This is a genomic window from Serratia sp. HNCC26DJ244 (genome assembly GCF_057180565.1).
Map to the genome: position 1 here is coordinate 1 of NZ_JBXUGO010000039.1, position 12,143 is coordinate 12,143.

The window sequence follows — 12,143 nt, forward strand, 5'->3', positions numbered from 1 at the left end:
ATGGTTAATATTTAATATTCAACTTGTCTCCCTTTGTTACTCTGTAACAATCAGGTCGGACAGTCAGCCACACTCTGAATTAATACAACGAATTATTGTAGTTTTAGGCAAGGAAAAAATTTTTTTAGGCAAGACAATTGGTGGTGGTTCATATAATATTTTTAACGTGATTGAGTACATTAATTATGGTCTTACCCAGTAACTATTTTTGTATATTCCTGTGTCGTTACAAAGATATAAAGACTGCTTATTAATATGGGGGTCATTTTAAAATGCTTACTATTTGATTTTTTTTCATTTTAAAAATTTTCTCTCCGCTGCCCTAGATATAGATGAGATTAAGGGAACTCCCCTAGAAGGATATATTATGACGACAACAGCCTCTTCCGAGCAAAACATGGCGGATAACCTCGCCAAGTTATTTACCCGTCCACATCGCACGGCGATGCCCAAAACACCCGCTGACTATGGCATGGCATTTGAAGAAGTGAGCTTCAAATCTCTAGATGGTCTGAACCTGAGTGCTTGGTTTATACCTGGCCAAGGTAACAAACTGGCCGTGATGAATCACCCATTGTATTGTTCCAAGTACGGTTTTGTGCCAGAGGGTGATGTTGCTCAGTTAGTACCGGTACATGTAGAATTTTTGAATACCGCCAAACAGTTGGTGAACTCTGGTTACAGCGTTTTAACCTACGATTTGCGTAACCACGGTCAAAGTGACGCTTCGGTAGGTGGTTTTGCCAGTATTGGACATCATGAATGGCAAGACGTGGCGGGTGCGATGCTTTATGTGCAGCAGTCCCCAGAACTAGCCAATAAAGATGTGGTGCTTGTCAGCCATTGTATGGGGGCCAATGCTAGTATTCGTGCTATGGCGCTAAAAGCTGAACTGTTTAATCGCGTCAAGGCAATGGTGGCAGTGCAACCAATCCATATGAAGTATATGGCTGAAAAAATCATCGCTATGTATGGTGGAGGGGTGGATGTTGATGTAGTAGATAAGGCTATCCACCGCTTGGCTGGGTTCGGATTAAACGATATGTCACCTTACGCCCACTTGAGCCAATTGAAAGTGCCTGTTCTGTATTCTCAAGTCCGTGAGGACGTACTCACTAGCCCTGAGGATCTTCAATATATTTATGACCATACCCCCACGGAGAAAAAACTGTTATGGATTGAAGGAAAACTCAACCGTTTCGATGGCTATAATTATTTCGGCCAGCAACCCGAAGAGATGCTGGCGTGGTTGAATAAGTTCCTGCCCTAATCTGCAAAAACGTGAGGGATTAGGCCAGCTCATACATTGATATTCAAGTTGCAGTGGTGTTGACTGTTTAGCTGCAGCTTGAATTAATTCCAGCCAATCCGCATTTATTCAGCACAATGCTTTTAGACGCAATAAAGCAATGATGTAAAACGTATCAGCAAGAGTAATGGAGACTCATCGTTTGAACCAGTTAAACCTGCTCAAAGTAATAAAAATTCTTGGAATATTTACTTATAGGAAATCGATAAAAATGACAAAAAATGAGTTCACTGAAATGATTAACGAATCCAAAACCTGCCAAATTAAAGTAGGTGAAAACCATGGGTTTAGAAATATTTGGGTTGTCGTGGTAGATGGAAGATTATTTTGTAGGCAATACTCTTTTAGCCCAAATAGTTGGAGGCAGGCTTTGATTGACAATATCGATCAACCTGCATTTTTAAAAGTAGATGGCACGATAGCCTCTATCCACGGAAAGGTTCCTGAGGATTTAGACTCAATCATGACGAAAGTGAACCAAGCCTATATCGAGAAATACGTGGAGCGCCTCAATTACTACCCGGAAATTGCCAAACAAGCTGCGTATTTAGAAAATCACCAAAATAGTACGGTGGAGATTTTGGTTAAAGAATCTAACGACGTGTAAATCTTTTCAAATGGTGAAAGCTAGCCTACTGCCGGGCATTTGAAACGCTCTAACGATAAACAGGGATCGGAAAACGGAAGCAGGCGCCGGTTTGTTGCTCCACCAAAATAATATCGCTGCCATGCAGTTGCAGAATACGTTTTACAATCATCAACCCCAAACCACCCACATGGCGACGGGCGTTGCTGAGAATGGACGGGCGAATAAACAGGTCCGGCCGTAATTCATGTGGAATGCCGGGGCCACTGTCATTGATCTGCACCATGACTTTGTCATCCTGTAGCCACAGTTTAACTTCGATCAGGCCATTTGCCGGGGTATGGCGGATGGCGTTATCCAGCAAATTGGTCAGCACCCGTTCCATCATACTCAGATCAGCATTGACCAGTGGCAGGCCGGGCTGAATATTGGCCCGTAGCTGTTGATCACGCGCTTCCACCGCCAGCTCAAATTTCTGGAAGACATCTTGCACCAGCTCACTGAAAGAGAAGGGTTCTTTCTGCGGTTTCACTACGCCATATTCCAATCGAGCCAGTTCGAACAACTCCTGTGCCAGATTGCCCACTTTACGGCTCTGAGCCAAGGCAATATCCAGGTAACGTTGCCGATCATTTTCCGTCAGGCTGGCCGCTTTTACCGACAGGGTTTCCAGATAACCGTGTAGCGAGGTGAGTGGGGTACGCAGGTCGTGAGAGATATTGGCGATGAATTCGCGCCGCTGTTGATCCTGCAGTGACAGAGCTTGCCACTGCTCGGTAATACGTAACGCCATACGGCGGAAGGCTTGTTGCAACAGACTCACTTCATCACGGTGGTTATTACGCTTTTCTGCGGGTGTATTGGCATAATTTTGCAGGGCAACGATACCCTCATTATCGAGCAGGCTAACCTGCTGAGTCAGGCGGCGAATAGGGCGGGTAACCCAATGGAAAGCAATACTCCCCGCCAACAACCCGAACAGCACCACTAATCCCATTGACCAGAGTGCCGAGTAAAGGGTGGCGTTGAGCTGCGCGTTATTGGCCAGGGCATCATAGTCCTCCCCCAGCAAAACGACATAGAGGAAACCAGCCACCTCGCCATTCACTTTTAACGGCGCGGCGCTAAACACTTTTCTACTGGTCAGATTACGTGGGTCATCACCATAAACCGGTAGTTTTGCGCCCTCGAGTAACGATTGGATGGGTGTTAAATCGATTTTTTGGCGCTTTATATGCCCTTGTGGGGCGGCATCAGCCACAATATTGCCTTGTTTATCCAGAAGATAAACCTCCACACTGGGGTTCACCGCCATTAGTTGATCGAACAGGGAGCGTATGGATTGATTGTTCCACCCTTCTGAACTTAACAACGGATTGCTGGTGGCGATATGTTGCGCCAGATTGCCCGAAAGTTGTTGAATCACCGCATGACTATATTGCGTGCTGTTGCGCACCTGTAGCAGGCCAGAGAGTGAACAGCAAAGTAACAGTAACAGGGCAAAAACCAGCGTCAGGCGTTGTGTTAGTGTGAGGTTTTTCATCATCTATCCTTGCGGTGACGCCACGAATTTATAGCCTTTGCCCCACACCGTGATAATCAGTTCGGGCTCTGCCGGATTGCGTTCAATTTTGAGTCTTAGGCGGTTGATATGGGTATTAACCGTATGCTCATAGCCTTCATGTTGGTAGCCCCAGACTTGGTTGAGCAGGTTGAGACGAGAAAATACCTTGCCGGGATGGCGGGCAAAAAAGTATAGCAGGTCGAATTCACGCGGTGTCAGCTCTATCTGCTGTTGATTCAGATGAACTTCGCGGGCGATAGGGTCAATAGTCAGCCCGGCACAACGTAATGTTCCTGCCTCCATGCGTAGGTTATGGGTCATTGCTTCTTGGCGGCGGAACAGCGCTTTTACCCGGGCGACCAATTCCAGCATAGAAAATGGCTTGGCCAGATAGTCGTCCGCCCCCAACTCGAGCCCCAATATCCGATGCACTTCACTGGAACGTGCGCTGATGATGATGATCGGGGTATAACGCGTCATATTGCGGGCGCGACGGCAGATCTCCAGGCCATCAATGCCCGGCAGCATCAGGTCAAGGATCAAGGCATCCCAGCCCCCTTGTTCCAGCATCGCCATACCGAGATTACCGTCAGCAGCATGACTGATGTCATAGCCTTCATCGCGCAGATGTAATTGCAAAAGTTCGGCGATATTAGCGTCATCCTCGACAATCAGAATACGTTTTGTTTTTTGCATGCTATATCACCGCTCTTTATTTACCTTATTGCAGTCTACACAACCGCCAGCATCAGAGTGATCACATTTTATTTAACTTTGTGTGAGGCCTTGGGGAACTGATCGCGTTAATACTTGCAGGAGTCGGAGAGCGAAAAGCGGATTTATGGTACTGCCTTGTTATACAAATAAATCAGCCCTTACAGGGGCGGAATTGTAGCCTACCAGGCCAGCGTTCCTTTAATAAACGCTGGCCTATAACAGCTAACTAAACATCATTTTTTGCCGCCAACAAACAGAGCTGGAAGGCGACCTGATAAGAGGCTTCGAAGGATTTCAGCGGTAAAAACTCAAATCTCGAGTGGAAATTATGGGCGCCGGTGAAGAAGTTGGGGGTTAGCAGACCTTTGGCTGATAGCGCGGCACCATCGGTACCACCGCGCATGGCCGTGGGTTTTGGGGTAATGCCCAGGGTTTCCATCGCTTTAAATAACAGGTCAATGGCGCGGCGGTCTTCACCGATGGCATTGCTGATATTGCTATAAATATCTTCAATCTGATAGGTCACTTTTGCCGTGGGATATTGACGGGCAATTTTCTCTGCTACCTCGGCAATCTGCTGTTTGCGGCATTCAAAACTGGCCTTGTCAAAGTCACGAATACTGGCTTGTAGTACCGCTTCACTCTGCCCCGCTTCCATACCATTAAACCAGATATAACCTTCAAGCCCTGCGGTGTGCTCCGGTGTTTGCTGGCGTTCAAAATGACTGATGTAATCGGTCGCCATTAACAGCGGGTTAACCAGTACCCCTTTTGATGACATAGGGTGGGCGGTGACGCCAGTGAAATGGATTTCAGCCGCCGCCGCATTGAAGTTCTCATAAACGATCTCACCCAGCTGGCAGCAGTCGATGGTCCAGGCGAAGTCGACATTAAACCGTTGCTCAATATCCAGTACTTTTGCTCCGCGCAAACCGACTTCTTCATCCGGGACAAACGCCACCACAATATCCCCATGGCGCTGTTCTGCGGTCAGGTTTTCCAGCAAGGTCATCACCACGGTGACCGCCGCTTTATTATCGGCACCGAGCACACTGGTACCGTCACTGAAGATGATCTGCTGATCCTGATAGGCCAGAATTTCCGGGTGTTCTGCCACTCGTAGCCAGATATCTTGCTCCGTATTGAGACAGAGGTCTTCCCCAGTAAAACGCAGAATTTGTGGATAAATATCCGGTGATAACCCGACATCAACGGTATCGATATGGGTGATAAAGCCAACCCGTGGTGCCGAGGGGACATTCCCTTTTTTAACCGCAGTTACCGTTGCCTGCTCGTCAATGACAATCTCCTCCAGCCCCAACTGCGTCAACTCTTTTGCCAGCGCTTGTGCCATGGCGAATTGGCCGGGAGTGGTGGGCAACGTAGTCGCGCTGGCGTTACTTTGGCTGCTGATTGCCAAGTAACGAAAGAAGCGTTGGGTTAATTGACTGGAGAGTGGGGTATTCATAGTGATTCCTTCTTTATTAATATACCCGGCGCCAATAAAGCTACAGGGTTGTTAGCTTTCCTCGCTCACCCCAGTCACTTACTCGTGTAAGCTCCTGGGGCTTCGCTGCGTCGCCGCCTATCTGCAACTTCATTGAACTTGGTTATAAAATCAGTTGGTTGCAAATTAAATTTGATGTTATTTATGTGGGACTGAACTAATAAGAACAGGAAATGGACATGAAAAGCAAACTGACCACACTTGCTCTGGCGATAGCTGCACTTACTGTAAGCTCCACTATCGCAGCGAAGACCCTGGTGTACTGCTCAGAAGGATCTCCGGAAAACTTTAACCCGCAACTCTATACCGCAGGCACCAGTGTTGATGCAAGTGCTGTACCGGTCTATAACCGTTTGGTGGATTTTAAGGTAGGGACGACCGAACTGCAGCCCAGCCTGGCGGAAAGCTGGGACATTAGCGAAGATGGCAAGGTCTACACCTTTCATTTGCGTCAAGGGGTTAAGTTTCAGAGCAATAAATATTTTACGCCACAGCGCGATTTTAATGCAGACGATGTGATCTTCTCGTTTATGCGCCAGAAAGATCCCGCTCACCCATACCATAATGTTTCTAACGGTAACTACTCAAACTTTGAAAGTCTCGAGTTCGGTAAACTGATTACCGCTATCGACAAGGTGGACGATCATACCGTGCGCTTTACCCTGGCCCATGCAGAGGCACCATTTGTGGCTGATCTGGCATGGTACTTCGCCTCAATCCTGTCAGCGGAATATGCTGATGCGATGCTTAAAGCGGGGACGCCAGAGCGAGTCGATATGGACCCAATTGGCACCGGGCCGTTTAAATTGGCGCAATATCAGAAAGATTCGCGCATTCTGTTTACCGCGTTCCCGGAGTATTGGCAGGGTAAAGCGAAAATCGACCGCTTGATATACAGCATTACGCCTGATGCTTCGGTGCGTTATGCCAAACTCGAGAAAAACGAGTGCCAGGTGATGCCATTCCCCAATCCGGCGGACTTACCGCGTATCAAGGAGAATGCCAACATCAACCTGATGAGCAAAGCGGGGCTGAATACCGGTTTCCTGGCGTTCAATACCCAGAAAGCGCCATTGGATAACGTTAAAGTGCGCCAGGCGTTGGCGATGGCGATTAATAAACCGTCGATTATTGAAGCGGTATTCCACGGGACCGGTACGGAGGCAAAAAACCTGTTGCCGCCAGGTATCTGGAGTGCCGACAGTGAGTTGAAGGATTACGATTACAATCCGCAAAGAGCTAAAGAGCTGTTGAAAGAAGCCGGTTTCGCCGATGGAATGACCATCGATTTATGGGCGATGCCGGTACAACGCCCTTATAACCCTAACGCCAAACGTATGGCGGAGATGATCCAGACCGACTGGGCAAAAATTGGCGTGACGACCAAGATCACCACCTACGAGTGGGGTGAATATCTGAAACGGGTAAAAGAGGGGGAACACCAGGCGGCATTGATGGGTTGGACCACCGCCACCGGTGACCCAGATAACTTCTTTGGCCCACTGTTTACCTGCCAGTCAGCCAACAATGGTTCAAACTCGGCCAAGTGGTGTTATGCGCCGTTTGATCAATTGATCGCTAAAGCCAAATCCATCAGCGATCAGCAACAGCGAGCGGTGCTGTATAAAGAAGCACAGCAGATGATGCATGACCAAATGCCTGCTGTGATGATTGCCCACTCGACGATTTTTGAACCGGTGCGTAAAGAAGTCTCTGGTTATGAAATCGATCCCTTTGGCAAACATATCTTTTATCAGGTCGATATAAAGTAATCATATGCCCTCCCCGGCGACCGGCTGGGGGAGGGTTTCTTTAAGGAGCAAATGATGATCGCGGTGATTTTTGAATTGCAGGCAGCAGACGGGCAGCGGGAAAGTTATCTTGAGCTGGCGGCGCAGTTAAAGCCGCTGTTGGCGGAGATTGACGGTTTTATCTCCATTGAACGCTTCCAGAGCTTGAACGACCCAGAAAAGTTGCTATCACTCTCTTTCTGGCGCGATGAAGCTGCGGTAGAGCAGTGGCGTAACCTGGAACAACACCGCCAGGCTCAGGCTTGTGGTCGGCAAACGGTCCTGAAACATTATCGGTTACGGGTAGCCGAGGTGGTTCGTGATTATGGGCTGGAACCCCGAGAACAGGCCCCTGCTGATAGCCGCCATTTTCATGGTTAGACCACCAAGTTATAAACTTACCAACATCGTATTAGTGGCCGCCGATAGTCATCGGGTCAGCTTTCATTCAGGTTGAGCAAATCATCAGCAAAACTTCCCACATCTCGCTGCCGGGTTATGGCATAATGCGCGCCAAATCACATTTTAATGACATGAAGAGCGAGCGCTGTGTTAAGCACTAACAATATTACTATGCAGTTCGGCAGTAAGCCGTTGTTTGAAAACATCTCTATCAAATTTGGTGGCGGTAACCGCTATGGTTTGATTGGGGCGAACGGTTGTGGCAAATCAACATTGATGAAGATTCTCGGTGGCGATTTGCAGCCGACGGCGGGTAACGTGTTTCTTGACCCCAATGAGCGCTTGGGTAAATTGCGCCAGGATCAGTTCGCTTTTGAACAATTCAGCGTACTTGATACCGTCATCATGGGCCATACCGAACTGTGGGCGGTGAAAGAAGAGCGCGATCGTATCTATGCCTTGGCAGAGATGAGCGAAGAAGATGGCTATAAAGTGGCTGATCTGGAAGTAGCCTATGGCGAGATGGACGGTTATACCGCCGAAGCACGCGCTGGCGAACTGTTGCTGGGTGTGGGTATTCCACAGGAACAGCATTATGGCCCGATGAGCGAGATCGCTCCCGGCTTTAAACTGCGTGTTTTGTTAGCACAGGCGTTGTTCTCCAATCCGGAAATTCTGCTGCTCGACGAACCGACCAACAACCTGGATATTGATACCATCCGCTGGTTGGAGCAGGTGCTGAATGAGCGTAACAGCACCATGGTGATCATTTCCCACGACCGCCACTTTCTGAATATGGTGTGTACCCATATGGCGGATCTGGACTACGGTGAATTGCGGGTCTACCCAGGCAACTATGATGAGTATATGACCGCGGCCACTCAATCTCGTGAACGGTTGCTGGCGGATAATGCCAAGAAAAAGGCACAAATCAACGAACTGCAGTCATTTGTCAGCCGTTTTAGTGCCAATGCCTCTAAATCTAAGCAGGCCACCTCCCGTGCCCGTCAGATTGATAAAATCCAACTGGAAGAGGTTAAAGCCTCTAGCCGCCAGAATCCATTTATCCGCTTTGAACAGAATAAGAAACTGTTCCGTAACGCGCTGGAAGTGGAAGGACTGAGCAAAGGCTTCGATAATGGCCCGTTGTTCAAGAAACTCAACCTGATGGTCGAAGTAGGGGAGAAAATAGCCATTCTGGGTGCTAACGGTATTGGTAAATCAACCTTACTGAAAACATTAGTGGGTGATTTAGCCCCAGATCACGGCAGTGTTAAGTGGTCTGAAAATGCCAGTATTGGCTATTACGCTCAGGATCATGAATACGAGTTTGATGAGACGCTGACGGTATTTGAATGGATGAGTCAGTGGAAACAGGAAAACGATGATGAGCAGGCCGTGCGCGGTATATTAGGCCGCCTATTGTTTAGCCAGGATGACATTAAAAAGCGGGTGAAGGTACTGTCCGGTGGTGAGAAGGGGCGGATGTTATTTGGCAAACTAATGATGCACCGCCCGAATATTTTGATTATGGATGAACCTACCAACCACATGGATATGGAGTCCATTGAGTCATTGAACATGGCGCTGGAATTGTATGAAGGCACCTTGATCTTTGTTTCACACGACCGTGAGTTCGTCAGTTCATTGGCCAGCCGTATTCTGGAAATCACGCCAAACAAGGTGATCGATTTTACCGGCAACTATGAAGACTACCTGCGTAGCCAAGGGATTGTCTGATTTGACGGTGACTAACATGGGCCATTATTGATGGCCCATGATTTAATCCTGCCTGGCGACTGTTCAGTCGCCGCTCTATCTGCAGTACCGCTTGAATAAACCAGGGTATAGGGCGTCAGCTATTAGGGCCACATACCGCACATTGTGGATTTTTCGGTAGTTTTATTTCACGAAACTGCATACTTATGGCATCAAACAGCAACAACTTGCCCACCAAGGGTTGACCATAACTTGCTAGCAACTTAATGGCTTCCATGGCTTGCAGGGTACCGATAGTGCCCACCAGTGGCGCCATCACCCCAGCTTCAACACAGGTCAGCGCATTATCGCCAAACAGCCGGCTTAAGCAGTGGTAGCAGGGTTCATCGGGCTGATAGGTAAACACACTAAGTTGCCCTTCCATGCGAATAGCGGCCCCTGAAACCAGCGGTTTACGTTGTGCATGGCAAAGGCGGTTGAGCAGGTCGCGGGTGGGCACGTTATCGGTACAATCCAGCACCACATCGCAAGCGGCAATCTGCGCTGCCATCTGCTGCTCATCCAATTGATGATGGAGTGTATCAATCTGGATATGTGGATTTATTGCGCCGAGTTCGATGCGTGCAGAGTCCACTTTGGCCATACCAATACGTGCATCACGGTGCAAAAGTTGGCGTTGCAGATTGGACAGTGAGACAGTGTCGAAATCAACTAAGGTCAGATGACCGACGCCAGCCGCCGCCAGATAGGGGGCCGCCGCACAACCTAAGCCGCCGAGGCCAACAATCAACACATGGGCGGCTTTTAATTTTTCTTGCCCCTCGAAGTCAAACCCCCGCAGCACAATCTGGCGGTTATAGCGCAGTGTTTCCGCATCAGTTAATTCCGGCAACATGTTCAACTCCTCAGCAGGGCATTAAACGGCTCAATCTCCACCATTTCACCCGCCGCTACAGAGCCACGCTGACGTTCCAGTACGATAAAGCAGTTGCCTTGGCTGTAGGAACTGAAAATATGGGAACCTTGGTGCCCGGTGGTGCTGACTTGCAACTCACCATCGGCATTGCTGCTGAAAATGCCACGTTGGAAATCCAGGCGACCGGGTGATTTTTTCAGTGGGGTTAAGGCGCGAGCTTTCAGGCGTGGTGGCAACTGCCATTCGGTGTGCCCGGCCAGTTTCGCCAGCAAAGGTTGCACCAGTTGGTAGAAGGTCAGGGCGGCAGAAACCGGGTTACCGGGCAGGCCGCAGAACCAGGCATGGTTGAGCTTACCGAAAGCAAACGGCTTACCTGGCTTGATTGCCAGTTTCCAAAAACTGATTTCGCCAAGTTCATCCAGCATTTTTTTGGTGTAGTCCGCTTCACCAACAGAAACGCCGCCACTGCTGATCACTACGTCTGCCTGTTGATCCGCTTCAATAAATGCGGCACGCAAAGCCGCCTGATCATCGCGAATAATACCCAGGTCAATAACGCTGCAACCCAGTTGTTCCAGCATCAGGCGTACCGCAAAACGGTTGGTGTCATAAATTTGCCCGGCTTGTAATGGCTGACCAACCCGCTGCAACTCATCACCGGTAGAGAACAGCGCCACTTTCAGTTTGCGCATCACCTGAAGTTCAGCTATCCCCAGCGAAGCCAGTAATGGCAATTGGGCAGGCCCTAGCTTTACGCCAGCAGGCAGCACATGGGCACCCTGCAGGATATCTTCACCCGCCAGGCGGATATTTTGCCCGGCGACCACTGGCGCATTAAAGCAGACACCCTGGTCGCTCACTTCCGCCTGTTCTTGCATCACCACCGCATCAGCACCGGCGGGAATAGGGGCACCGGTCATAATCCGGATGCAAGTATTAGCTGGCCATTGTTCGGTAAATGGGGCACCGGCAAAGGCTTTACCTGCCAGCGGTAACGCTGTATTTGCGTTTACTTCGTTAACACGTACTGCGTAGCCATCCATCGCCGAGTTAGCGAAGGGGGGCACATCAATGGGTGAAATCACCGGCGTGGCAGTAATACGCCCTGCGGCATTAGTCAGTTCGATGGATTCAGTCTGCTGCAAAGGCATAATCTGCGAGAGCATTTTCTCTAGGGCTTGCTCAAGAGAAATAAGGTCAGAAGTAGTGCAATGATCCATAACAGGGACTCCGTAATCAACGTAGGCGAACTTTCCGGCAAAGTGGCGTTATTATGGCAGATAACGTCGAACGGGAGAATGTACTCTACCCGAGTTCATTCAAGTTGCAGGACGAAACGCATCGCGTTTTGAACAACCCCTGCGTTGGCTCCGCAGGAGCGAGGTCAATCTGGGACGAGTCACGCGGCAAACGATAGGTAAATCGATCAGGAACTTGACGAATCTTCACAACGTCATACGTGCTTTCGAATAATTCCGTGATGGCTGTTTTTCTTATAAAAACAATTAATTAAATACAACCAGATTGATGAGTAAAAACTAACAGATGAAATGATTGTTAAGGAAAGCACGGTAGTTGACGCCATTGAAGGCGCCGAACGGAGACACGAAGCATAGGCAAAAACGCCAGGGAG

At 48.9% G+C, this 12,143-nt stretch carries 11 protein-coding genes; 6 read left to right on the forward strand and 5 right to left on the reverse strand.

The features are described from left to right. The 3 genes from AC2A06_RS18155 to AC2A06_RS18165 form a co-directional block, all read left to right on the forward strand. The coding region (locus AC2A06_RS18155) for a hypothetical protein (protein WP_484381207.1) at positions 1-202 on the forward strand (202 nt) is incomplete at its 5' end. 165 nt (positions 203-367) lie between these two features. Next, positions 368-1,270 carry an alpha/beta hydrolase gene (locus AC2A06_RS18160; protein WP_484381208.1) on the forward strand — a complete coding sequence of 301 codons (903 nt, stop codon included), beginning with the start codon at positions 368-370 and terminating at the stop codon, positions 1,268-1,270. A 250-nt stretch (positions 1,271-1,520) separates the two neighbouring features. Beyond that, positions 1,521-1,916 carry a hypothetical protein gene (locus AC2A06_RS18165; RefSeq protein ID WP_484381209.1) on the forward strand — a complete coding sequence of 132 codons (396 nt, stop codon included), beginning with the start codon at positions 1,521-1,523 and terminating at the stop codon, positions 1,914-1,916. A gap of 49 nt (positions 1,917-1,965) precedes the next feature. Here the strand turns inward: AC2A06_RS18165 and AC2A06_RS18170 are convergent, their stop codons facing one another. The 3 genes from AC2A06_RS18170 to pepT form a co-directional block, all read right to left on the reverse strand. Continuing rightward, entirely contained in the window at positions 1,966-3,438 is a 1,473-nt protein-coding gene (locus tag AC2A06_RS18170) for a sensor histidine kinase (protein ID WP_484381210.1), read from the reverse strand. A gap of 3 nt (positions 3,439-3,441) precedes the next feature. Next, entirely contained in the window at positions 3,442-4,155 is a 714-nt protein-coding gene (locus AC2A06_RS18175) for a winged helix-turn-helix domain-containing protein (RefSeq protein WP_473195639.1), read from the reverse strand. 247 nt (positions 4,156-4,402) lie between these two features. After that, positions 4,403-5,644, reverse strand: a complete 1,242-nt coding sequence (pepT, locus tag AC2A06_RS18180) for a peptidase T (protein ID WP_484381211.1) — start codon at positions 5,642-5,644, stop codon at positions 4,403-4,405. A 218-nt stretch (positions 5,645-5,862) separates the two neighbouring features. On the opposite strand from pepT, the gene AC2A06_RS18185 reads away from it, so the two are divergent. The 3 genes from AC2A06_RS18185 (at position 5,863) to AC2A06_RS18195 (ending at position 9,615) form a co-directional block, all read left to right on the forward strand. Then, entirely contained in the window at positions 5,863-7,455 is a 1,593-nt protein-coding gene (locus tag AC2A06_RS18185) for an ABC transporter substrate-binding protein (protein ID WP_484381212.1), read from the forward strand. A gap of 54 nt (positions 7,456-7,509) precedes the next feature. Continuing rightward, complete coding sequence (locus AC2A06_RS18190) at positions 7,510-7,854, forward strand: antibiotic biosynthesis monooxygenase family protein (protein WP_023490043.1); 345 nt, start codon at positions 7,510-7,512, stop codon at positions 7,852-7,854. Between the two features lie 168 nt (positions 7,855-8,022). Beyond that, complete coding sequence (locus AC2A06_RS18195) at positions 8,023-9,615, forward strand: ABC-F family ATPase (RefSeq protein ID WP_484381213.1); 1,593 nt, start codon at positions 8,023-8,025, stop codon at positions 9,613-9,615. A gap of 115 nt (positions 9,616-9,730) precedes the next feature. On the opposite strand, the gene moeB is transcribed toward AC2A06_RS18195, so the two are convergent. Together moeB and moeA are read right to left on the reverse strand one after the other, a co-directional pair. Then, entirely contained in the window at positions 9,731-10,489 is a 759-nt protein-coding gene (gene moeB / locus AC2A06_RS18200; protein ID WP_484381214.1) for a molybdopterin-synthase adenylyltransferase MoeB, read from the reverse strand. Between the two features lie 2 nt (positions 10,490-10,491). Then, positions 10,492-11,730 carry a molybdopterin molybdotransferase MoeA gene (moeA, locus tag AC2A06_RS18205; RefSeq protein WP_484381215.1) on the reverse strand — a complete coding sequence of 413 codons (1,239 nt, stop codon included), beginning with the start codon at positions 11,728-11,730 and terminating at the stop codon, positions 10,492-10,494. Positions 11,731-12,143 lie beyond the last annotated feature (413 nt).

Coding starts and splice junctions, on each gene's coding strand:
- AC2A06_RS18190 (WP_023490043.1), top strand. CDS start 7,510: ATGATCGCGGTGATTTTTGAATTGCAGGCAGCAGACGGGCAGCGGGAA.
- AC2A06_RS18160 (WP_484381208.1), top strand. CDS start 368: ATGACGACAACAGCCTCTTCCGAGCAAAACATGGCGGATAACCTCGCC.
- moeA (WP_484381215.1), bottom strand. CDS start 11,730: ATGGATCATTGCACTACTTCTGACCTTATTTCTCTTGAGCAAGCCCTA.
- AC2A06_RS18170 (WP_484381210.1), bottom strand. CDS start 3,438: ATGAAAAACCTCACACTAACACAACGCCTGACGCTGGTTTTTGCCCTG.
- moeB (WP_484381214.1), bottom strand. CDS start 10,489: ATGTTGCCGGAATTAACTGATGCGGAAACACTGCGCTATAACCGCCAG.
- AC2A06_RS18165 (WP_484381209.1), top strand. CDS start 1,521: ATGACAAAAAATGAGTTCACTGAAATGATTAACGAATCCAAAACCTGC.
- AC2A06_RS18175 (WP_473195639.1), bottom strand. CDS start 4,155: ATGCAAAAAACAAAACGTATTCTGATTGTCGAGGATGACGCTAATATC.
- pepT (WP_484381211.1), bottom strand. CDS start 5,644: ATGAATACCCCACTCTCCAGTCAATTAACCCAACGCTTCTTTCGTTAC.
- AC2A06_RS18185 (WP_484381212.1), top strand. CDS start 5,863: ATGAAAAGCAAACTGACCACACTTGCTCTGGCGATAGCTGCACTTACT.